Source organism: Natronospira bacteriovora, assembly GCF_030848495.1.
In the GTDB taxonomy this organism is placed as follows: domain Bacteria; phylum Pseudomonadota; class Gammaproteobacteria; order Natronospirales; family Natronospiraceae; genus Natronospira; species Natronospira bacteriovora.
In genome coordinates, this window is sequence record NZ_JAVDDT010000003.1 from 260461 (window position 1) to 280801 (window position 20341).

The window sequence follows — 20341 nt, forward strand, 5'->3', positions numbered from 1 at the left end:
CCGGCCAACGACACAAGCGGGAGGCCTCATGCTGTTTGCCTACACCGATTTTCACCATCGCGGCCCTTACGTCGGGGAACTGGAAGCGGCGGCCCTTCGCCACTGCCGCGGCCCCTTCATCCACTTGATGCACGACGCCCCGGCCTTTGATGCGGCCACTGCCGGCCTGTTGCTGGCCGGGCTGAGTCGCCAGTTCCGGCCCGGCGATATCTGCCTGGCCATCGTGGACCCCGGCGTTGGCGGACCGCGCTGGCCAGTGGCGCTGAAGGCCGATGGCTGCTGGTACGTGGGGCCGGACAATGGCCTGCTCACGGCGGTCGCCGAACAGTCCCGTGAACAGGAATGGTGGGAAATCACCTGGCAGCCGGAAGACCTCTCCAGCAGCTTCCACGGCCGCGACCAGTTCGCACCCTTCGCCGGGCAGCTCGCCAGTGGCCGCACGCCCACGGCCATAGGGGCCAGACCCCTGCATGACCCGGTCACCCTTGCCACCCGTCGGGAACAGATTCTCTACATCGATGGCTACGGCAATGCCGTGACCGGCATCGAAGGTCATGGCATCCAGCCCGAGCAGCAACTCAGCGTGGCCGGACAGACCGTGGATTACGCCTTCACCTTCACCAGCGTGCCCAGGGGAACCCCCCTTTGGTACATCAATTCCATGGGCCTGGTGGAGATTGCCATCAATCAGGCCAGTGCGGCCGAAGAACTGGGGTTGGCAATCGGCTCCCCGATCGAGGTCGAATCCGCCTGAAAATGCCGCTCAACGCCGGCTGGAATCAAACACCTCGAAATCCTCGGCATGGGGCATGGCATCCACCACGGCCTGTACCTGTTCCGGTGCCGGGGCAATGCGCCGCGCCTTGAGGTCCAGCCAGGCACCCCGTACCTCGATCACCGCGGCCACCTCGCCATCGGCCTTCTTGATCACATGGCGCATGCGCCAGTGCTTGCCGTTCTTCGACACCCCGGTGAGTTCGGTCCCGATGCGAATGGTCTCCCCACCGCGAATCTCCCGGTGATACTCGATGCTCTCCTTGTACAGCACCGGTCCCACCCCGAGCTTCGCCATCTCCCCCATGCCCAGCCCGGCATCAGCCAGGGCGGCCAGACGAATCTGGGCACCGTAATCCAGATAGGCGCTATGCCGCATATGCCCATTGGGATCCAGATCCACCCAGCGTATCTCGTAGTCTCTCTCGAACATGTCAGTCTCCGGGGAAAAATTAAAAGCGCCGCGAAATGGACGCAAAATGCACGCGAAATTTATAAGGCGAAAAACCGGGGTGGCGTTCAATGGCTCGACGGATTTTTGCCCCTCGGCATCATCACCTGAAGTCAAAAGCCCAAGCCTCAGAAGCTGCCATGATGCCAGCCATCTCGTGATCCCAATGTTTTTCGCTTTTGAATTTATCTCGCGTGCATTTTGCGTCCATTTCGCGGCGCATTAAAAAAGGGCCCGGGGGTTGCCCGGGCCCTGATACTGCCGTTGCTTACAGGCCGGGATCAGTAGCGGTAATAATCCGGCTTGTAGGGGCCTTCCTGGGGTACGCCGATGTAGTCGGCCTGCTCGGGGGACAGCTTGGTCAGCCTGGCACCAATCTTGTCCAGGTGCAGGCGGGCCACTTCCTCGTCCAGGTGCTTGGGCAGGACGTAGACCTTGTTCTCGTACTCGTCCGGCTTGTTGAACAGCTCCATCTGGGCCATCACCTGGTTGGTGAAGCTGGCGGACATGACGAAGCTGGGGTGGCCGGTGGCGCAACCCAGGTTCACCAGACGCCCTTCGGCCAGCAGGATGATGCGCTTGCCGTCGGGGAAGATCACATGATCCACCTGGGGCTTGATGTTCTCCCAGTCGTACTGCTTGAGACCGGCCACATCGATTTCATTGTCGAAGTGACCGATGTTGCAGACGATGGCCTGGTTCTTCATCTTGGCCATGTGATCGGCGGTGATGACGTTGAAATTGCCGGTGGCGGTGACGAAGATATCCGCCTGATCGATCACCTCATTGAGATCCACCACGCGATAACCTTCCATCGCGGCCTGCAGGGCACAGATGGGGTCGATCTCGGTGATCCACACGGTGGCGCCCAGGCCACGCAGGGACTGGGCGGAACCCTTGCCCACATCACCATAGCCACAGACCACGGCGATCTTGCCGGCCACCATCACATCGGTGGCGCGCTTGATGCTGTCCACCAGGGATTCACGGCAGCCGTAAAGGTTGTCGAACTTGGATTTGGTCACCGAATCGTTGACGTTGATGGCCGGGAAATCCAGGGTGCCGTCCTTCTGCATGCGATACAGGCGGTTCACGCCCGTGGTGGTTTCCTCGGTCACGCCCTTGATCTGGGCCTTGACCCTGGAATACCAGCCCGGCTTCTCGTCCAGACGTTTCTTGATGGCGGCGAACAGGGCCTTCTCCTCGTCGCTGCCGGGCTTGCCCAGCACCGAGGGGTCCTTCTCCGCTTCCGCGCCCAGGTTGATCAGCAGGGTGGCATCGCCGCCATCGTCCAGGATCATGTTGGCGCCTTCACCTTCCCAATCGAAGATGCGGTGGGTGAACTCCCAGTACTCATCCAGGGTTTCGCCCTTGAAGGCAAACACCGGCGTGCCATTTTCGGCAATGGCGGCCGCCGCGTGATCCTGGGTGGAGTAGATGTTGCAGGAGGCCCAGCGCACTTCGGCACCCAGGGCTTCCAGGGTCTGAATCAGCACGGCCGTCTGAATGGTCATGTGCAGGGAACCGGCCACACGGGCGCCCTTGAGGGGCTTGTCCTTGCCGTACTTCTCGCGCAGGGCCATCAGGCCCGGCATTTCGGTTTCCGCGATGGCAATTTCCTTGCGGCCGAATTCCGCCAGAGACAGATCGGCAACGTGGAAATCCCCGTCGTTTCGCTTTCCAACCACAGCATTCATGATGCTTCTCCTGTGAGTGTTAAGCGAGCGCCGTTCTGAAGGTGGACACCGGCCCGAGCCTGGCGGGATACCCCGTTGCAACGCTCCTCGGGCCGGCGGATTGTCAATTGATCAGGCCTGTCTTGCTGCCTTGAGACCGGCGGCATCGCGCAGGGTTTCGGCCTTGTCCGTCTTTTCCCACGGAAAATCCCCGTCCTCGCGACCGAAGTGGCCGTAGGCGGCGGTGGGCTGATAGATCGGGCGCACCAGATCCAGCATCTTCAGGATGCCGTAGGGACGCAGGTCGAAGTGCTCGCGAATCAGTGCCGTGAGCTTCTCGTCATCCACCTGGCCGGTGCCGAAGGTATCCACGCTGATGGAGGTGGGCTCGGCCACGCCGATGGCGTAGGACAGCTGAATCTCGCAGCGCTCGGCCAGACCGGCGGCGACGATGTTCTTGGCCACATAGCGGGCGGCATAGGCCGCGGAGCGATCCACCTTGGAGGGATCCTTGCCGGAGAAGGCCCCGCCGCCGTGACGGGCCATGCCGCCGTAAGTGTCGACGATGATCTTGCGCCCGGTCAGACCGCAGTCACCCACGGGGCCACCAATCTCGAAACGGCCGGTGGGATTGATCAGGTAACGGGTCTTGTCGTCGATCCACTCCGAGGGCAGCACCGGCTTGATGATCTCCTCGATCACCGCCTCGCGGATCTGCTCATTGCTGACTTCCGGGCCATGCTGGGTGGACAGCACCACGGTGTCCACGCCCACCGGCCGGTTGTTCTCGTAACGGAAGGTGACCTGACTCTTGGCATCCGGACGCAGCCAGGCCAGCTGGCCATTGCGACGCACTTCGGACTGCTTGCGCACCAGACGATGGGCAAAGGTGATCGGCGCCGGCATCAGCACGTCGGTTTCATTGCTGGCGTAGCCGAACATCAGGCCCTGGTCGCCGGCGCCCTGCTCTTCCTCGGAGGCACGGTCCACACCCTGGGCAATGTGCTCACTCTGCTTGCCGATGGCATTCATCACCGCGCAGGTATTGCCATCGAAGCCGAGATCGGAGCTGTCATAACCGATGTCCACGATGGTCTTGCGCACCAGGGCTTCCAGATCCACCCAGGCACTGGTGGTGATTTCGCCGGCAATGATCACGAAACCGGTCTTGACCAGGGTCTCACAGGCCACGCGGGCCCGGGGATCCTGCGCCAGGATGGCATCCAGTACCGCATCCGACACCTGGTCGGCGATCTTGTCCGGATGACCTTCGGAAACCGATTCGGAGGTGAACAGGTAGTTTTTCGACATGCCAGGCAGTCTCCTGGGTTGGCGCCGGCGCGTCCGGCGAAGCCATCAAAAGGAAAAACGATTAGGATGCCCGATTTTACAGCGTCAGTCATGTTTTCTCGACCACCCGCCGGCAATTTCCCTTGACGAATGGGGAAAGGCGGTGGAGCCTGTAGCCGCAGCGACGACCGAGATGAGGACAAAGCATGGTTCGCCTGGAAACCCCCGACTGTGACTTCGACACCCCGGCCCCGGATTTCGACCTGCCCGGCGTGGACGGTCGGAACTGGACGCTGGAGGACTGCCGGGGCGAAAACGGCACCCTGGTGATGTTCATCTGCAACCACTGCCCCTATGTTCAGGCGGTGCTGGATCGCATCGTGCGGGACACCCGGGAGCTGGCAGGCCACGGGGTGCGCAGCGTGGCCATCATGGCCAATGACACCGTGGCCTACCCGGAAGACGGCTTCGACAAGATGCGCGCCCTGTCGGAGGAGATGGGCTTCCCCTTCCCCTATCTATTGGATGAAAGCCAGGACACGGCCCGCCTCTACGGCGCGGTCTGCACCCCGGACTTCTTCGGCTTCAACCGGGATCTCAAGTTGCAGTACCGCGGACGCCTGGATGCCAGCGGCCGCCACCGGGCCGACGACGGGGTTCGGCGGGAACTGTTCGAAGCCATGCTGCGCATTGCCCAGACCGGGCGCGGGCCGGAGCCGGAGGATCAGATCCCCAGCATGGGCTGCTCCATCAAGTGGCGCGAATGATTCAATCAGAGTTTGCCTGACGCTTTCTGGCCAGGGTCAGGCCATCGCCGATGGGCACCAGACTGATGTCCACCCGCTCATCGGCATACAGTGCCTGATTGAATTCGCGGATGGCACGGGTATCGGCATCATCCACGCTGTCATCGGCCACCTTGCCATCCCACAGGGTGTTGTCCACCGCAATCAGTCCACCGGGACGCAACAGGGCCAGACACTGGTCGAAATAATCCGGGTAACCGCCCTTGTCGGCGTCAATGAAGGCGAAATCCCAGATAGCCCCGTCGCCAGTCCGGCGCTCATCGGCCAGAGTGTCACTGGCCGGGGCGATGCGCAGCTCGATACGGTCGGCCACCCCGGCCTCTTCCCAGTAGCGCCGACCAATGTCCGTCCACTCCTCGCTCACGTCGCAGGCCAGGATCCGCCCGTCGTCGGGCAGTGACAGTGCCATGGCCAGGGTGCTGTAGCCGGTGAAGGTGCCCACCTCGATGCAGCGGCGCGCGCCCATCAGGCGCAGCAACATCTGCATGAACTGGCCCTGCTCCGGCGCAATCTGCATGTTGTGCTCCGGCAGGCGGGCAGTTTCCTCCCTCAGTTCACGCAACACGGGATGCTCCCGCAGGGAAACCGACAGCAGATATTCATGCAGCGACGGATCAACCGCCGTGGTGCGATTCGACATGTTCATTCCTCCCGTCCTGGCTCAACATTGGCCCCATTGTTGCGAAACTGCCAACTGCTTCACACCCGATCAGGTTCAAGTATGCTAGTTTTTCAGGCACAGGGGCGGAATCGGGGATTCCCCGGGCTCCGTCCGATTCCGGGGACAGGATGCGGGCCGGGCGCCATGAACAAGGTTCTTCAGATCACCGACACCCACCTGTTCGCCAGTGACGAGGGCGAACTGCGGGGTACACGCACCAGCGAAACGCTGGAATGGGTTCTGGAGCATGTCCGCCACGAGCATCCCGATACCCGCTGCATCCTGGCAACGGGCGACCTGGTTCAGCAGGAAACCGCCGAAGCCTACGAACGCTTTGTCCACTATTTTGGCCGCTTCGACATCCCGGTGCTGTGCCTGCCGGGCAATCACGATGATCCGGCTCTCATGCGACAGGTGCTCAGTCGCCCGCCCTTCCACCTGGAAACCCGTTTCGCCCTCGGTGCCTGGGATCTGATCCAGCTGGACAGCCACATCCCCGGCTCACCGGCCGGTGAAGTCGGCCAGGCGCAACTGGAAGAGCTGGACGGCCTGCTGCAGGCGCAGCCCGAGCGCCCCACGCTGGTGGCAGTGCATCATCAGCCCGTCCCGGTGGGGACACCGTGGCTGGACGGCGTCGGCCTGCGGGATGGGGACGCCCTGCTGGCCTGTCTGGAGCGCCACCCGCAGGTGAAGACCCTGATCTGGGGTCATGTACACCAGCCCTCCGAGCAGCGGCATGGGCATATCCAGCTGCTGGGCACCCCCTCCACCTGCGCCCAGTTCCTGCCCGGCAGCGAGGATTTCGCCATTGATCCCGAGGCGCCTCCGGCCTATCGTGTCCTTTGGCTGGGCGAGGATGGAAGGTTTGAAAATGAGCTCGTGCAGCTTCACGATGCGGTGAGTCATTCCTGAATCGGGAACACCATGAGCACACAGCCCGTCTCTGACCTCGCCCCGCCGCAGGCCCTGGTTCTGTATTACGAACTGCTGCGCCGCCACGGCTACAACGACAGCCACAGCGGCAATGCCTCGGTGCGCGACGGCGACCGTATCTGGGTCACCCCCACCGGCGCCTGCGCCGACACCCTGCAGGCGGATGAGCTCATCCCCTGCCGCCCGGGTGAAACTCCACCCGAGGGGGCGTCGCTGGACGCCCCCCTGCATCTCGCCGTGCATGCCGCCCGCGACGACATCGGCGCCGTGCTGCACAGCCACGGTCATCACGCCGTGGGCCTGACCATGAGCGGCCGGGATTTTCTGCCACCGGATTTCGAGGGCAGCTTCTATTTCCGCCGGGTGCCGGTTCTGGACGTCCCCTATGACCGCTATGTGGAGGAGGCCCCGGCCCGGGTGGCCGCCACATTGGCCGAACACCCCATCTGCATCGTTCGGGGTCATGGTCTCTACGCCCGGGGCGAGAACCTGGACCGGGCCTACAAATGGAGCTGTTCACTGGAACAGTCCGCCCGCACCGCCTACGTCGCCCTGCAGGCCGGCCTGATCGGCCTGGACGACATCCTGGCGCCAAAAACGTAAACTGAGTATCCCATCCCGCCCTGACCGGCGCGGTCACGACGGGGAACCGATGACATCCGATTCGTTCCAAAGGCAACACACCGAGCGATCGTCACCTGATTACGATTCGATTCAGAGGAAGTCTCATGTTCAAGCCGCTATGGGTTCGATCCCTGTTCATCGCCTTTACTGCCCTGTTCCTCGCCGCCCCGCTCATGGCCGAGGACGTGAACCTGTCCGAACGTGCGCCCAGCTTCTGGAAAGCCGAAGGCCAGGACAACACCGTCTGGCTGTTCGGCTCGGTGCATGTGCTGACCGAAGACCACTACCCACTGGCCGACAAGGTGGAAGAGGCCTTTGAACAATCCGCCTACCTGGTGGTGGAAACGGATGTGGTCAATGTGGATCCGCAAGCGCAACAGCAGTTGATGATCAATGCCGGCATGCTGCGCGATGGTCAGACACTGGAAGATGTTCTGGGCGAAGCGCGCTGGGAAAGGGCCCGCTCACTGGCGGCCGACAATGGCTATGACCTGGAACAGATGGCCATGCTGCGACCCTGGCTGATTGCCCTGGTACTCAGCGTCACCGAACTGGAACGCATGGGCTATACCGCGGCACACGGCGTTGAGACCTATTTTCTGGAACGGGCGGAACGCGAGCAGAAATCCATCGTCGAGCTTGAAACACTCCAGTTCCAGATCAGCCTCTTCAGCGACATGGATCGGGACACCGAGGTGGCCTTCCTGATGCAGACTCTGGAGGAAATCCAGGATCTTGAGGCGCAAATGGAAATGCTGGTCGCCGCCTGGGAGTCCGGAGAGCTGGACAAGCTGGAAGAAACCATGCTGGCCGACTTCGCCGACTACCCCGAGGTGTATGAACGGGTGGTCACCCGGCGTAACCATAACTGGATGAATGACCTCACCCGCTTCCTAGACGAAGGCCAGCAGGACTATTTCGTCGCGGTCGGCGCCCTGCACATGGTGGGTGAAGAAGGCGTCATCAATCTGCTGCGGGAAGCCGGATACCGGGTGGAACGCCAGTAATACGGCCATGTGGCCGGTGTGCCGGCCAAGGTACTGAAACGCCCATTGGCCCTGCCTGTCCTGGCATGGAAAAATGGGCGTTTCTCATTCACTCGCAACGCCGAGGAGTCAGCGCCCGCATGAAAGCCTATATGTGCGTCATTTGTGGTTATGTCTACGAGGAAGAGAAAGGCGATCCGGAGTCCGGGATCAAGCCGGGCACCAAGTGGGAGGATGTCCCCATGAACTGGGTGTGCCCGGATTGTGGTGCCGGCAAGGAAGACTTCGAGATGATCGAGATCTGAGGAGCATCTCACCATGAGCCAGTCGCCCCACCCTCCCGTGGTTCTCATCATTGCCGGCAACGATCCTTCAGGGGGTGCCGGCGTGACGGCGGACACCCAGGCGGTGTCGGCCCTGGGCTGCCACCCGGCCCCGGTCATTACGGCCCTGACCGTCCAGGACACCCTCAATGCCTACCGGGTGGAAGTCAGTGACCCCGACCTGGTTGCCGAACAGGCCGCCACGGTGCTGGATGATCTGCCGGTGGCGGCGGTGAAGCTCGGGCTGCTGGGCAACGCCGAGGTGGGTGAGGCGGTTGCCGGCGTGCTGGAAAGCCATCCAGAGCTGCCGGTCGTGCTGGATCCGGTTCTGGTCGCGGCGGGCGGGGCACGGCTGGCCGAGGAGAACCTCATCGACTGCCTGAAGCAGCGATTGATGCCCCTGAGTACCGTACTGACCCCCAACGCCAGCGAGGCCCGCTCCCTGGCCCCGAACGCGAGGGATCCCGCTGCCCGGGCCGAATACCTGCGGGGACTGGGCAGTGACTGGGTGTTGCACAAGGGCGCCGACGAAGACACTCCGGACGTGGACAACTTCCTCTTCGGCCCGGACGGTCAGCGGGAGGATTTCCGCTGGGAACGCCTGCCGGGGCAGTACCACGGTTCCGGCTGCACCCTGGCCTCGGCCATCGCCGCCCGCCTGGCCCATGGCGACGATCCGCCGCTGGCCGTGCAACACGCCCAGCACTGGACCTGGCTGGCCCTGTCCCGGGGCTGGCGCCTGGGCAAGGGACAATACATACCCAATCGCCTGGGCGGCCAATGAACTCCTTCCAGCTGCCCTGCGGCATCTATGTGCTCACCGACCACGATGCCCACGACGATGCCCGACTGCTCCAGGACGTGCAGGCAGCCCTGAACGGGGGCGCCGCACTGGTCCAGTTTCGCGACAAGAGCCGCGATACCGCCCGGCGTGAGCGCCGGGCCAGCCGGCTGCTGGAATGCTGTCGGGCGGCGGCTGTGCCGCTGGTCATCAATGACGACCCGGCATTGTGCGCCCGTGTGGGTGCCGACGGCCTCCACCTGGGGCGGGATGATGGCGATCTGGCCCGCGCCCGGGATCAGGTGGGGCCGAATGTCTTCATCGGCCAATCCTGCTACAACGAGCTGACCCGGGCCGAGCAGGCGGCCGAAGCCGGGGCGGACTACGTGGCCTTCGGCAGCGTCTTCCCCTCGGCCACCAAGCCCGATGCCGTCCACGCCCCCCTGCCCCTGCTGGAACTGGCGGGCCAGCGACTGTCCCTGCCCGTCTGCGCCATTGGCGGCATCAATCGCGCCAATATCGACCGCGTGGCCGCCACGGGGGCGCAACTGGCGGCGGTCATCGGCAGCGTGTGGTCGGGCGACCCCGAAGCCAATGTCCAAGCCCTGAGCCGCCGCTTTGAACAGGGCGCCAGACTCTGACTCAGCCCGCATCCGCTGGTAGGATACGGGCCAACGCTTCCCCTCCATCATTGCCGATAGCTGAAAAAGGTTGATCATGACGCACCCGCTGTTTGACGAAGCCCGCAAGTACATCGTTGGTGGCGTGAATTCGCCGGTCCGTGCCTTCAGCGGCGTGGGCGGCGAGCCCCTGTTCGTGGAGAGTGCCCAGGGTTCACGCATTCATGCCAGTGACGGCCGGGCCTATATCGACTATGTGGGCTCCTGGGGACCGATGATCGGCGGGCATTCCCGCCCGGAAGTGATCGAGGCCGTGCAGCGGGCGGCCAGCCGCGGCCTGAGCTTCGGTGCCCCCACCGAGGTGGAAACGGACATGGCACGGCGAATCTGCGAGATCGTGCCGTCCATTGAACGGGTTCGCATGGTGAATTCCGGCACCGAAGCCACCATGACGGCCATTCGCCTTGCCCGCGGCTACACCGGCCGGGATCGGGTGGTGAAGTTCGAGGGCAACTACCACGGCCATTCCGATTCCCTGCTGGTCAAGGCCGGCTCCGGGGCCCTGACCCTGGGCGAGCCCAACAGCCCCGGGGTGCCGGCAGCACTGGCCGAACTGACCATGACCCTGAATTACAACGATCTGGACTCGGTTCGCCAGGCCTTCGAGGAAAAGGGCGACGAAATCGCCTGCATCATCGTCGAGCCCGTGGCCGGCAACATGAACTGCATCCCGCCGGTTCCGGGGTTCCTGCAGGGCCTCAAGGACATCTGCGAGGAATACGGTGCAGTGTTGATCTTCGATGAAGTGATGACCGGTTTCCGCCTCGCCCCGGGCGGGGCACAGGAATGGTCCGGCGTGACCCCGCACATCACCACCCTGGGCAAGATCGTTGGGGGCGGCATGCCGGTGGGTGCCCTGGGTGGCCAGCGCGAAATCATGGAACACCTCTCGCCCATGGGCCCGGTCTATCAGGCTGGTACCCTGTCCGGCAATCCCCTGGGCATGGCCGCCGGCCTGGCCATGATGGACATCATCAGCGAAGCCGGCTTCCACCAGCGGCTTGAGGCCAGTACCCGCAAGCTGTGCGAAGGCCTCAAGGAAGCCGCCGAGGCCGCCGGCGTGCCCATGCAGATCAACCAGGTGCCCGGCATGTTCGGTGTCTTCTTCACCGAGGACAGCCCCATCGAGACCTTCGCCCAGGTCTCCGCCTGCGATCTCGACCGCTTCAAGCGCTTCTTTCACGGCATGCTGGAACAGGGCATCTATCTCGCCCCCTCCGCCTTCGAAGCGGGCTTCCTGTCCTCGGCCCACACGGATGAGGACATCGACAGCACGGTGGATGCGGCGCGGACGGTGCTGGCGGAGATTTAAGACAGGAGCAAGGAGCAAGGAGCAACCACCAGCATAGCCATCGTTTGTGGGAGCGGCGGACGCCGCTCCCACAGGCGACACAGGAACGGGGCCGGTCAATTCATTGACCGAAACCGCAGCCGCCATCAATCATCCCGCCCCATCCCCTCGGGCCCTTCGAAATAGCGACTGATTTCGGTCAGTCGGTCCAGGGGATCATTCATTTCCAGTAGCTGCTGCTTTTCCACCAGGCTTACGGGCAGCAGTTCAGCGAGACGAAACCCGACCCACTCGGCATCGTCCATGGCCGGCGTCACCAGTCGCCAGGCCGCCGGCAGGCGTGGCAGAACCTGTTCCAGCACCTGAACCAGATGACGGTGGTCGCCGGGCACCGCCACCTTCGCTTCCGGCTTCGGCCACAGGGAGATTCGGCCAATATGGAGGCCATCGGACTGACGGTCGACACCGTGCAGGCGGAAACGCCGTTCACCCAGAGCGGTGATGCCCAGCAGACCATCCTCGAGGCGATCCCAGTCACGGATGCGGGCCACGGTGCCCACGGCGTGGATTCGGCTCGCCCCTGTTTCCTGCCCGCTGCGGATCAGAACCACACCGAAGCCGCTGTCCTGTTTCAGACAACGGCTCACCATGGCCAGATAGCGCGGCTCGAATACCCGCAGACTGACCGGGCCACCGGGAAAAAGCACCGTGTGGAGGGGGAACAGGGGCAGGGTCTGATGGGTTTCCGACATGCTTTCAACACCTCCCGGGCGGGAGCGCCCTACTGGCTTGGATGCGCCAGAAGCACACCGGGTTCCGGTAAACACGGAACCCGCAGCGGCTATTCCTCATCTATGCTGTACAGACCCCCGTCCATCGAATCCATTCGAAACATGCAGGGAGCCGCTCATGCGCAACTTCATTCTCCTCTTGCTGATCCTGCTCCTCAGCCTGTTCGCCACGGACGCCCCGGCCGAATCCGCCGAACGCTGGGTGATCGACAATGTCCACGTCGTCCCCATGAGCCGGAACGAGGTACTCCATGACCGCAGCGTCCTGATCGAGAACGGGCGCATCACCGGCATCCGCGCAGCGGGCACCCGACCGGAAGGCTATCGCCCCATTGACGGCCGTGGCGGCTTTCTCATGCCGGGCCTGGCCGAAATGCACGCTCATGTGCCCGGTGAACGGGCCGACAGGCAATTGCGGGAAGACATTCTCTTTCTCTATCTCTCCAATGGGGTGACGCTGGCCCGGGGCATGCTGGGTGAACCCTGGCACCTGGAACTGCGCGAAGCGCTGACCAGTGAAGACATGCTGGGGCCGCGCCTGATCACCTCCGGCCCTTCCTTCAACGGCAACAGCGTGGAGAGCCCCGAACAGGGCGCCGACATGGTGCGCGAACAGGCCGAGGCCGGTTACGACTTTCTCAAGATCCACCCGGGCCTGAGCCGCGAAGAATTCGACGCCGTGGTCGAGGCCGCCCGGGAAGTGGGAATCCGCTTCGCCGGCCATGTGCCGGAAGATGTTGGCATCGACCGTGCGCTCGAGGCGCGCTACGCCAGCATCGACCATCTGGATCGCTATCCCCGCGCCCTGGTGGATGAGGAGACTCTGGCCTCGGTGGATCCCGGCTTCTTCGACTACCGCCTGGCCCCCTTCGCCGATGAGGACGCCATCCCGGAAATTGCCGAGCGCACCCGGGATGCGGGCGTCTGGAACGTGCCCACCGAGACCCTGATGCACAATCTGCTGCTCATGAATCCGGACATGGCCGAAAAGGACCGCCCGGAACTGCGCTATCTGCCGGCGGACATGGTGGAACGCTGGCAGGACTGGGCAAGGCGCACCCAGGCGGAGGAGGACTATGACCGGCAGGCCGCCGAAGCCTTCATGGCCCTGCGCAAGGATCTCATCAAGGCGCTGCACGAGGCCGGGGCCGGTCTGCTCATGGGCTCCGACGCACCCCAGGTCTTCAATGTGCCCGGCTTCTCCATCCACCACGAAATGGCCATCATGGAAGCGGCGGGCCTGAGTCCCTACGAGGTGCTGCGAACCGCCACCGTCAATCCGGCACGGTTTTTCAACGCCGAAGACGACTGGGGACAGGTCCGCGAGGGCATGCGCGCCGAACTGATCCTGCTGGACGGCAACCCCCTCGAAGACCTGTCCAATCTCCGTGACCCCCGCGGCGTCATGATCGGCAGCCGCTGGCTGGACCGGGAAGCGATCGGAAGAAAGCTGCGCGCGATCGAAGACCGCTACGCCCGGGACTGAAGCCCCTTCGCGCCCGGCCCCGTGGTGGCCACCCGGCCATCACGGGGATTCAATGAGCGGGGTTCAACGCCCCCAGCGGGCCATGAGATCGTGCTCCACACCCAGGTGATCCAGGGTGCGCGCCACGACGAAATCCACCAGGGCCTCGACGCTGTCGGGGCGGTGGTAGAAACCGGGGTTGGCGGGCAGGATGATCGCGCCCATGCGGGCCAGACGCAGCATGTTCTCCAGATGGATTTCCGAAAAGGGCGTCTCGCGGATGACCAGGACCAGGCGATGGCGCTCCTTGAGCACCACATCCGCCGCCCGCTCGATCAGGCTGCGGCTGGCCCCCATGGCGATATTGGAGACCGTGGCCGTGGTGCAGGGGCAGACCACCATGGTGCGCGGCGCGCCGGAGCCGCTGGCCAGGGCCGAGGTCCACTCATCCTGCCCGTAGACCCGCAGCCGTTCCTCTGTCACACCACTGCGCTCAGCCAGGAAGCGGGCCATGTCGGCGTGACGACCGGGCAGCTTCACATCGGTTTCGGTGCCGATCACCACCTGGGCCGGCTTCGACAGCATCAGGTGCACTCGCCGATCCGCCTGCAACAGGCAATCCAGCAAACGCAGGCCGTACTGGGCCCCCGACGCCCCCGTGAAAGCCAGGCTGATGTCATCGCGGTAATCACTGCTCATCAGGCCGATTCTCCGTGCCGTTCCCTGAGGGCCGCCAGCAGGCGTCCGTGGATACCCTCGAAGCCGCCGTTGCTCATGATGGCTACCTGATCCCCGGGCAGCAAGTCATCCGGCAGTCGTTCCAGCAGCTCGGCCATGTTTCGAGCGATGAAGAGGCGATCACCCAGTTCGGCCTCCAGCAGGCTGCCATCCCACTCCAGCGCCTCGGGCACGAACAGATAGATGCGCTCGGCCTCCTGCAAGGATGCGGGCAGGGCCTCGCGGTGGGCACCCAGGCGCATGCTGTTGGAACGGGGCTCCAGCACCGCCACTCGGCGCCCGGCCGGCAGGGCACCCAGGGTCTTGCGAATGGCCGTGGGATGGTGGGCAAAGTCATCGTAGAGATGAATTCCCGCCACGGCCCCGAGCGGTTCCAGGCGCCGCTTCATGCCGCGAAAACGGCTCAGGGCCTCCACCGCGACCGCGGGGGCGACACCGGCGTGCCGGGCAGCCGCGATGGCTGCCAGGGCATTGTCGCGGTTGTGCTCGCCCCGCAGGCGCCACTGCACCGTGCCACAGGACTCACCCGCCACGATCACTTCAAAGGCTGTGCTGCCTTCTTCTTCCCGGCCCACCGCGACACCGGAATCCGCGTCATGCAAGAAGAGAACCGGCGTCCAGCACCCCATGTCGATCACCGCATCCAGCGCGGGGCAGTCTCGGGGCCGGATGATCAGGCCGCTGCCGGGAATGGTACGGACCAGGTGGTGGAACTGGCGCTGAATGGCGGCCAGATCCGGGAAGATGTCGGCGTGGTCGAACTCCAGGTTGTTGAGGATGGCCGTGCGCGGCCCGTAGTGCACGAACTTGGAGCGCTTATCGAAGAAGGCACTGTCGTATTCATCGGCTTCGATGACGAAGAAGGGCGTGTCCCCCAGGCGCGCCGACACCGGGAAGTTGCCTGGCACGCCCCCGATCAGGAAACCCGGCTTGAGCCCGGCGTACTCCAGAATCCAGGCCACCATTCCGGCGGTCGTGGTCTTTCCATGGGTGCCGGCCACCGCAATGACCCAGCGCTTGCGCAGCAGTTCCCGGGCCAGCCAGGCCGGCCCGGAAGCATAGGGAATGCCCCGCTCTAGCAGCGCCTCCACCACGGGATTACCGCGGGACAGGGCATTGCCCACCACCACTTCATCGGGGGCCGGATCCAGCTGGGACGGGTCCCATCCCTCGATCAGTTCGATACCCAGCTGCGCCAGCTGGGTGCTCATGGGCGGGTAGACATTCTGGTCGGAACCGGTCACCCGGTAGCCCAGATCCCGGGCGAGCGCGGCGACACCTCCCATGAAAGTGCCGCAGGCCCCGAGTAGATGAAGATGCTTAGCCATTGGGTGCGAACAGATGATAGTGAATGAGAATGTTGCCCACCGCATACGCCAGGGACAGCAGCAGGGCCCGGCCCAGTGGCCATTCCAGGGCGTGGCGGAAGACCTGCCCCATCAGGCCGATGCTCCAGAAGATCAGGGCCAGGCTCATGACCACGGCCAGATCCAGCCAGACGGTGGGTTCGCCGGGCGGATTGGCCAGCACCGGCGCAAACGGCAGGGCAATGGCATTGAGCACGGCGCCACAGAGCCAGAGTGCCTGCAGGGACTGCCACAGACGTTCGCCTCGACCGCTGAAGCGCAGTACCAGCGTGACGAAGACCAGAACGAGGCCAAGATCCACTGCCAGCATCAACAGAGCTTCACCGCTGATGCCCCGCACCTGCAGGAGGAGAAAACCCGACAGCAGATACAGGGCCGCCGCCATGGCGGTCCACTCACGTCCGCCGGGCAGATCCTGCGGCCCCTGCCGGAAGACGAGAATCTGCCAGGCAACGCTGAACCAGCGAGTGAATACCAACACGGAACGCTCCACGGCCTCAAAGCCCTGCATGCTACCATCATCGCCCGTTCCCACTGAGATTTTCAGGATCCCTGAATGGCCGAAACCGAATTCATCAACCGAGCCGATGCCCTTGCCGACTTCGTGGCGGGTATCCAGACCGCGGACTGGCTGGCCGTGGACACCGAATTCATCCGCGAGGAGACCTACTGGCCAGAGCTCTGTCTGATCCAGGTGGCCGCCGCCGACCGCATTGCCTGCATTGACCCCCTGGCACTGGATGCCGAAGCCATGCAGCCACTGCGGGAACTGATGCTGGACCCTTCCCGCATCAAGGTCTTCCACGCCGCCCGTCAGGATCTGGAAGTCTTTCACCATGAATGGGGCGCCCTGCCCGGCCCCGTCTTTGACACCCAGATTGCCGCCTCCATGCTCGGTCATGGCGACCAGATCGGCTACGCCAATCTGGTCCAGGCCCTGTGCGCTGTTGAGCTGGCCAAGGGTCACACCCGCACGGACTGGCGGGCACGTCCCCTGCCGGCCGAGGCTGTGGAATACGCCGCCGATGATGTGCGTTATCTGGGGCCGGTCTTCCAGCAGCTTCACACGGCCCTGGAAAAGGGCGGTCGACTTGAGTGGCTGCGAGAGGAATTCGATGCCCTGCTGGACGAAGGCCTGTACCGCCCGGACCCGGAAGGCGCCTGGAAGCGAGTGAAGGGGCACCGCAAGCTGCGACCGAATCAGCTTGCCATCCTGGCCAGTCTGGCCCGCTGGCGGGAAGAGGAAGCCCTGGCGCGCAATCGTCCGCGTCGCTGGATTCTCAAGGACCAGGCCCTGGTGGATCTGGCCCGCCGCCCGCCGGCGACGGTTCAGGACATGGAAGACATGCGCGACATCCCGCCCCGTGTCCTGCAGAAGCACGGTGAGGCCATCGTCCGCCATGCCCAGGCCGGCAAGGAAGCGACACCACCCTCCATGGCCGCCACCCCCGACCGTCTGGACGCTCATCAGGAGGCTCAGGTGGATGCACTCATGGCCCTGTTGCGGGCACGCTGCGCCGAGCACGACATGAGCCCCGCCCAGGTCGCGACCCGCAAGCAACTGGAGTCCCTGGTGCGAGGTGAAACCGAGCTGCCCCTGCTCAGAGGCTGGCGGGCCGCCATGGCCGGCCGGGATCTGGAGGGGTTGCTGGCCGGGCGCCTGACCCTGAAGCTCAGCGAGGGACGCCTGGTGGCGGAATGAGGTTGAACCCGCGGTTTGCATGAAAAAGGGCCGGCATTTTGCCGGCCCTTTTTCATGTCCGCAGCCCCGATTTTCAACGACGCCGGGATTTCTTCTTCGAAGCCTTCTTCTTGGAAGCCTTCTTCTTGGAAGCCTTCTTCTTCGAAGCCTTCTTCTTGGAAGCCTTCTTCTTCGAAGCCTTCTTCTTGGAAGCCTTCTTCTTGGAAGCCTTCTTCTTCGAAGCCTTCTTCTTGGAAGCCTTCTTCTTGGAAGCCTTCTTCTTGGAAGCCTTCTTCTTGGAAGCCTTCTTCTTGGAAGCCTTCTTCTTGGAAGCCTTCTTCTTCGAAGCCTTCTTCTTCGAAGCCTTCTTCTTCGAAGCCTTCTTCTTCGAAGCCTTCTTCTTCGAAGCCTTCTTCTTCGAAGCCTTCTTCTTGGAAGCCTTCTTCTTGGAAGCCTTCTTCTTGGAGGCCTTCTTCTTGGAGGCCTTCTTCTTGGTGGCCTTCTTCTTGGCGGCCTTCTTCTTGGTGGCCTTCTTCTTGGTGGCCTTCTTCTTGGTGGCCTTCTTCTTGGTGGCCTTCTTCTTGGTGGCCTTCTTCTTGGTGGCCTTCTTCTTGGTGGCCTTCTTCTTGGTGGCCTTCTTGGCGGCCTTCGGCTCGGCGGCCTCATCACCGGCGCCCGGGGCACCGCTGGCACGACCCTGCGCCGGGGTATCACTGCTGTAGGGGGCAACCGCCCCGGCGGCACCACCCGAGCTGGCCGCCGGGGCGGAACCACTGGCCACCGGATCCAGCACGGCCTTCAGGCGACGGAAGATCTCGTCCATGGCGCCATCCGCATCGACGGTGGCCAGCTTGCCCTGGCCACGGAAGTACTCCGCCAGCGGGCGGGTCTGGGCGTCATACACCCGGAGGCGGTTGAGCACCGTCTCTTCATTGTCATCCGCCCGATGCGCCAGCGGGCCACCGCAGGCATCGCACTGACCATCCAGCTTGGGCGGTGCGGAGTAGATATTGTGAACGTTGCCGCAATGCTGACAGACCCGACGGCCGGCCAGGCGCTGCACCAGCTTGTCCTCGTCCACGTCCATGAGAACGGCCAGATCCAGAGGCTGGCCGATCTCCACCAGCATGCTGTCCAGCTCTTCCGCCTGGGCAATGTTGCGAGGGAAGCCGTCGAGGATGAAGCCATTGCGGGCATCCGGCTCCCGCAGCCGCTCCTGGATGATGCCAAGGACAATGTCATCGGAGACCAGCTGACCGGCGTCCATGGCCGCCTTGGCCCGACGTCCCAGTTCGGTGCCGGCGGCCAATGCCGCCCGCAACAGGTCACCGGTGGCGATCTGGGGAATTCCGTAAGCCTCAACCAGACGGCGGGACTGTGTCCCCTTGCCCGCACCCGGGGCGCCAAGCATGACGATACGCATGTGCAATCTCGCTTTGCTGCTGATCAGATGTTTGGTGGCTGTGCGGGGATCAGGCTGCTTGCCAGGTCGATCGATTCGCTCATGGCGTCGAGGCCAGCCTCGGCTCCCCAACAAGGTCTGCGCGCAAAACTAACCCCGGCATGGCGCGCAGTCAATGAATCCGGGTCATTTTCACCCTATTTGGCGGAAAATCGGTGGAAATTCCGTTATCCTTCACGGCCATCATAACCCGATCGAATGCGTTCTGTCGGGTTGGCGGGGCCGGAACAAGCCCGCTCCTTACACAAACTCATCGACCGAATCCCGGGAGGATCGACCCCATGTCCCGTCGCAATGCCTTCTATGCCCAGTCCGGTGGCGTGACCGCCGTCATCAACGCCAGTGCCGCTGGTGTCATCGAAGCGGCCCGTGAGCACCGTGACCGCATCGGAACGGTGTACGCCGGCCGCGATGGCATCATTGGCGCGCTGACCGAGGATCTGATTGATACCAGCCAGGAAAGCGCCGAGGCCATCGCCGCCCTGAAGCACACGCCGGGTGGCGCCTTCGGCTCCTGCCGCTACAAGCTCAAGAGCCTGGAAGAGAACCGGGCCGAGTACGAACGCCTGATCGAGGTCTTCAAGGCCCACGACATCGGCTATTTCTTCTACAACGGGGGCGGCGACTCCGCCGACACCTGCCTCAAGGTCTCCCAGCTGTCGGAAACCATGGGCTATCCAATCCAGGCCATTCATGTGCCGAAGACGGTGGACAACGATCTGCCCATCACCGACACCTGCCCCGGCTTCGGCTCAGTGGCCAAGTACATCGCCGTCTCCACCCTGGAGGCCTCCCTGGACGTGATGTCCATGGCGCGCACCTCCACCAAGGTCTTCGTGCTGGAAGTCATGGGCCGGCATGCCGGCTGGATTGCCGCCGCCGGCGGCCTGGCCGGCAAGACCGACGAGGAACCGCCTCATGTGATCCTTTTCCCGGAAGTGGCCTTCGACAAGGCGAAGTTCCTGGCCAAGGTGGACCAGGCCGTGAAGGACTACGGCTATTGCACCGTGGTGGTCTCGGAAGGCACTCGCGATGCCGACGGCAAATTCCTGGCCGATGCCGGCAGCACGGACGCCTTCGGGCACAAGCAGCTGGGGGGTGTTGGCCCGGTCATCGCCGACATGGTCAAATCCGAACTGGGCCACAAGTACCATTGGGCGGTGGCCGATTACCTGCAGCGCTCGGCCCGCCACCTGGCCTCGCGCACCGACCTGGAGCAGGCGGAAGCGGTTGGCCGTGCCGCCGTGGACATGGCCCTGGCCGGCAAAAACAGCGTCATGCCGGCGATTCGCCGCCTGAGCGATGCCCCCTATCGCTGGGACATCGCCGAGGCCCCGCTGGCCGATGTGGCCAACGTGGAAAAGAAAATGCCGGCGGATTTCATCACGGACGACGGCTTCGGCATCACCGAAGCCGCCCGTCGTTATCTCGCACCGCTGATTCAGGGCGAGGCCTACCCGCCCTACGGTGAAGACGGCCTGCCGCAGTACGTGCAGCTTCGCAATGTGGCGGTGGAAAAGAAGCTCCCGGCCTTCAAGCTGCGCTGAACCGCCATCCGGCG

Annotated in this window: 20 protein-coding genes, 1 pseudogene and 1 riboswitch; of the genes and pseudogenes, 12 read left to right on the forward strand and 9 right to left on the reverse strand. The window is 63.8% G+C overall.

The features are described 5' to 3' along the window. Positions 1 to 28 precede the first annotated feature (28 nt). Positions 29 to 754 (forward strand): SAM hydrolase/SAM-dependent halogenase family protein, encoded by a 726-nt coding sequence (locus RBH19_RS06730; RefSeq protein WP_306728059.1) that lies wholly within the window; start codon positions 29 to 31, stop codon positions 752 to 754. A 9-nt stretch (positions 755 to 763) separates the two neighbouring features. Here the strand turns inward: RBH19_RS06730 and RBH19_RS06735 are convergent, their stop codons facing one another. From RBH19_RS06735 to metK, 3 genes are all read right to left on the reverse strand, one after another. Continuing rightward, positions 764 to 1207 (reverse strand): acyl-CoA thioesterase, encoded by a 444-nt coding sequence (locus RBH19_RS06735; protein WP_306728060.1) that lies wholly within the window; start codon positions 1205 to 1207, stop codon positions 764 to 766. 299 nt (positions 1208 to 1506) lie between these two features. Beyond that, entirely contained in the window at positions 1507 to 2922 is a 1416-nt protein-coding gene (gene ahcY, locus RBH19_RS06740) for an adenosylhomocysteinase (RefSeq protein WP_306728061.1), read from the reverse strand. Positions 2923 to 2940: 18 nt separating this feature from the next. Further along, a riboswitch (S-adenosyl-L-homocysteine riboswitch) is annotated at positions 2941 to 3017 on the reverse strand. A gap of 16 nt (positions 3018 to 3033) precedes the next feature. Beyond that, complete coding sequence (gene metK, locus RBH19_RS06745) at positions 3034 to 4212, reverse strand: methionine adenosyltransferase (RefSeq protein WP_306728062.1); 1179 nt, start codon at positions 4210 to 4212, stop codon at positions 3034 to 3036. Positions 4213 to 4397: 185 nt separating this feature from the next. Between metK and RBH19_RS06750 the strand changes: the two genes are divergently transcribed. Next, the gene (locus tag RBH19_RS06750; protein WP_306728063.1) at positions 4398 to 4958 is read left to right on the forward strand and encodes a thioredoxin family protein; all 561 of its coding nucleotides are present in this window, start codon (positions 4398 to 4400) and stop codon (positions 4956 to 4958) included. 1 nt (position 4959) lies between these two features. Here RBH19_RS06750 and RBH19_RS06755 read toward each other — a convergent pair whose 3' ends face one another. After that, the gene (locus tag RBH19_RS06755; protein WP_306728064.1) at positions 4960 to 5637 is read right to left on the reverse strand and encodes a class I SAM-dependent methyltransferase; all 678 of its coding nucleotides are present in this window, start codon (positions 5635 to 5637) and stop codon (positions 4960 to 4962) included. Between the two features lie 165 nt (positions 5638 to 5802). Here RBH19_RS06755 and cpdA point away from each other — a divergent pair, with 165 nt between their 5' ends. From cpdA to hemL, 7 genes are all read left to right on the forward strand, one after another. Beyond that, positions 5803 to 6570, forward strand: a complete 768-nt coding sequence (gene cpdA / locus RBH19_RS06760) for a 3',5'-cyclic-AMP phosphodiesterase (RefSeq protein ID WP_306728065.1) — start codon at positions 5803 to 5805, stop codon at positions 6568 to 6570. A gap of 12 nt (positions 6571 to 6582) precedes the next feature. Continuing rightward, positions 6583 to 7194 carry a class II aldolase/adducin family protein gene (locus RBH19_RS06765; protein ID WP_306728066.1) on the forward strand — a complete coding sequence of 204 codons (612 nt, stop codon included), beginning with the start codon at positions 6583 to 6585 and terminating at the stop codon, positions 7192 to 7194. Between the two features lie 125 nt (positions 7195 to 7319). Further along, on the forward strand, positions 7320 to 8222 hold the full coding sequence (locus RBH19_RS06770) for a TraB/GumN family protein (RefSeq protein WP_306728067.1): 903 nt from the start codon (positions 7320 to 7322) through the stop codon (positions 8220 to 8222). 119 nt (positions 8223 to 8341) lie between these two features. Next, positions 8342 to 8506, forward strand: a complete 165-nt coding sequence (gene rd / locus RBH19_RS06775) for a rubredoxin (RefSeq protein WP_306728068.1) — start codon at positions 8342 to 8344, stop codon at positions 8504 to 8506. Positions 8507 to 8519: 13 nt separating this feature from the next. Next, a complete protein-coding gene (thiD, locus tag RBH19_RS06780; protein ID WP_306728069.1) occupies positions 8520 to 9308 on the forward strand; it encodes a bifunctional hydroxymethylpyrimidine kinase/phosphomethylpyrimidine kinase in 789 nt (262 codons plus the stop codon). Then, entirely contained in the window at positions 9305 to 9946 is a 642-nt protein-coding gene (gene thiE / locus RBH19_RS06785) for a thiamine phosphate synthase (RefSeq protein ID WP_306728070.1), read from the forward strand. The genes thiD and thiE overlap by 4 nt, the downstream gene beginning before the upstream one ends. 76 nt (positions 9947 to 10022) lie before the next feature. Next, positions 10023 to 11297 carry a glutamate-1-semialdehyde 2,1-aminomutase gene (gene hemL / locus RBH19_RS06790; RefSeq protein WP_306728071.1) on the forward strand — a complete coding sequence of 425 codons (1275 nt, stop codon included), beginning with the start codon at positions 10023 to 10025 and terminating at the stop codon, positions 11295 to 11297. Positions 11298 to 11422: 125 nt separating this feature from the next. Here the strand turns inward: hemL and RBH19_RS06795 are convergent, their stop codons facing one another. Next, the gene (locus RBH19_RS06795; protein ID WP_306728072.1) at positions 11423 to 12028 is read right to left on the reverse strand and encodes an LON peptidase substrate-binding domain-containing protein; all 606 of its coding nucleotides are present in this window, start codon (positions 12026 to 12028) and stop codon (positions 11423 to 11425) included. Positions 12029 to 12185: 157 nt separating this feature from the next. Between RBH19_RS06795 and RBH19_RS06800 the strand changes: the two genes are divergently transcribed. Then, positions 12186 to 13553: an amidohydrolase family protein gene (locus tag RBH19_RS06800; RefSeq protein WP_306728073.1), complete on the forward strand. Its 1368-nt coding sequence runs from the start codon at positions 12186 to 12188 to the stop codon at positions 13551 to 13553. A gap of 63 nt (positions 13554 to 13616) precedes the next feature. Here the strand turns inward: RBH19_RS06800 and RBH19_RS06805 are convergent, their stop codons facing one another. The 3 genes from RBH19_RS06805 to RBH19_RS06815 are packed head-to-tail and all read right to left on the reverse strand — an operon-like array spanning position 13617 to position 16148. After that, positions 13617 to 14231, reverse strand: a complete 615-nt coding sequence (locus tag RBH19_RS06805; RefSeq protein WP_306728074.1) for a flavin prenyltransferase UbiX — start codon at positions 14229 to 14231, stop codon at positions 13617 to 13619. Next, entirely contained in the window at positions 14231 to 15598 is a 1368-nt protein-coding gene (gene mpl, locus RBH19_RS06810) for a UDP-N-acetylmuramate:L-alanyl-gamma-D-glutamyl-meso-diaminopimelate ligase (RefSeq protein WP_306728075.1), read from the reverse strand. The genes RBH19_RS06805 and mpl overlap by 1 nt, the downstream gene beginning before the upstream one ends. Beyond that, positions 15591 to 16148 (reverse strand): hypothetical protein, encoded by a 558-nt coding sequence (locus RBH19_RS06815; protein ID WP_306728076.1) that lies wholly within the window; start codon positions 16146 to 16148, stop codon positions 15591 to 15593. Before RBH19_RS06815 ends, mpl begins: the two co-directional genes overlap by 8 nt. Positions 16149 to 16193: 45 nt before the next feature. On the opposite strand from RBH19_RS06815, the gene rnd reads away from it, so the two are divergent. After that, entirely contained in the window at positions 16194 to 17339 is a 1146-nt protein-coding gene (gene rnd, locus RBH19_RS06820) for a ribonuclease D (RefSeq protein WP_306728077.1), read from the forward strand. Positions 17340 to 18102: 763 nt separating this feature from the next. Here the strand turns inward: rnd and RBH19_RS06825 are convergent. Continuing rightward, positions 18103 to 18741: pseudogene (locus RBH19_RS06825) on the reverse strand (adenylate kinase); the annotation flags it as partial. A 320-nt stretch (positions 18742 to 19061) separates the two neighbouring features. Between RBH19_RS06825 and RBH19_RS06830 the strand changes: the two are divergent. Continuing rightward, positions 19062 to 20327 carry a 6-phosphofructokinase gene (locus tag RBH19_RS06830; protein ID WP_306728078.1) on the forward strand — a complete coding sequence of 422 codons (1266 nt, stop codon included), beginning with the start codon at positions 19062 to 19064 and terminating at the stop codon, positions 20325 to 20327. The last annotated feature ends 14 nt before the right edge of the window (positions 20328 to 20341 follow it).

Bases quoted from the DNA above. Each gene is read 5' to 3' on its own strand.
- RBH19_RS06730 (WP_306728059.1), top strand. From the start codon at position 29: ATGCTGTTTGCCTACACCGATTTTCACCATCGCGGCCCTTACGTCGGG.
- RBH19_RS06735 (WP_306728060.1), bottom strand. From the start codon at position 1,207: ATGTTCGAGAGAGACTACGAGATACGCTGGGTGGATCTGGATCCCAAT.
- ahcY (WP_306728061.1), bottom strand. From the start codon at position 2,922: ATGAATGCTGTGGTTGGAAAGCGAAACGACGGGGATTTCCACGTTGCC.
- metK (WP_306728062.1), bottom strand. From the start codon at position 4,212: ATGTCGAAAAACTACCTGTTCACCTCCGAATCGGTTTCCGAAGGTCAT.
- RBH19_RS06750 (WP_306728063.1), top strand. From the start codon at position 4,398: ATGGTTCGCCTGGAAACCCCCGACTGTGACTTCGACACCCCGGCCCCG.
- RBH19_RS06755 (WP_306728064.1), bottom strand. From the start codon at position 5,637: ATGTCGAATCGCACCACGGCGGTTGATCCGTCGCTGCATGAATATCTG.
- cpdA (WP_306728065.1), top strand. From the start codon at position 5,803: ATGAACAAGGTTCTTCAGATCACCGACACCCACCTGTTCGCCAGTGAC.
- RBH19_RS06765 (WP_306728066.1), top strand. From the start codon at position 6,583: ATGAGCACACAGCCCGTCTCTGACCTCGCCCCGCCGCAGGCCCTGGTT.
- RBH19_RS06770 (WP_306728067.1), top strand. From the start codon at position 7,320: ATGTTCAAGCCGCTATGGGTTCGATCCCTGTTCATCGCCTTTACTGCC.
- rd (WP_306728068.1), top strand. From the start codon at position 8,342: ATGAAAGCCTATATGTGCGTCATTTGTGGTTATGTCTACGAGGAAGAG.
- thiD (WP_306728069.1), top strand. From the start codon at position 8,520: ATGAGCCAGTCGCCCCACCCTCCCGTGGTTCTCATCATTGCCGGCAAC.
- thiE (WP_306728070.1), top strand. From the start codon at position 9,305: ATGAACTCCTTCCAGCTGCCCTGCGGCATCTATGTGCTCACCGACCAC.
- hemL (WP_306728071.1), top strand. From the start codon at position 10,023: ATGACGCACCCGCTGTTTGACGAAGCCCGCAAGTACATCGTTGGTGGC.
- RBH19_RS06795 (WP_306728072.1), bottom strand. From the start codon at position 12,028: ATGTCGGAAACCCATCAGACCCTGCCCCTGTTCCCCCTCCACACGGTG.
- RBH19_RS06800 (WP_306728073.1), top strand. From the start codon at position 12,186: ATGCGCAACTTCATTCTCCTCTTGCTGATCCTGCTCCTCAGCCTGTTC.
- RBH19_RS06805 (WP_306728074.1), bottom strand. From the start codon at position 14,231: ATGAGCAGTGATTACCGCGATGACATCAGCCTGGCTTTCACGGGGGCG.
- mpl (WP_306728075.1), bottom strand. From the start codon at position 15,598: ATGGCTAAGCATCTTCATCTACTCGGGGCCTGCGGCACTTTCATGGGA.
- RBH19_RS06815 (WP_306728076.1), bottom strand. From the start codon at position 16,148: ATGCAGGGCTTTGAGGCCGTGGAGCGTTCCGTGTTGGTATTCACTCGC.
- rnd (WP_306728077.1), top strand. From the start codon at position 16,194: ATGGCCGAAACCGAATTCATCAACCGAGCCGATGCCCTTGCCGACTTC.
- RBH19_RS06830 (WP_306728078.1), top strand. From the start codon at position 19,062: ATGTCCCGTCGCAATGCCTTCTATGCCCAGTCCGGTGGCGTGACCGCC.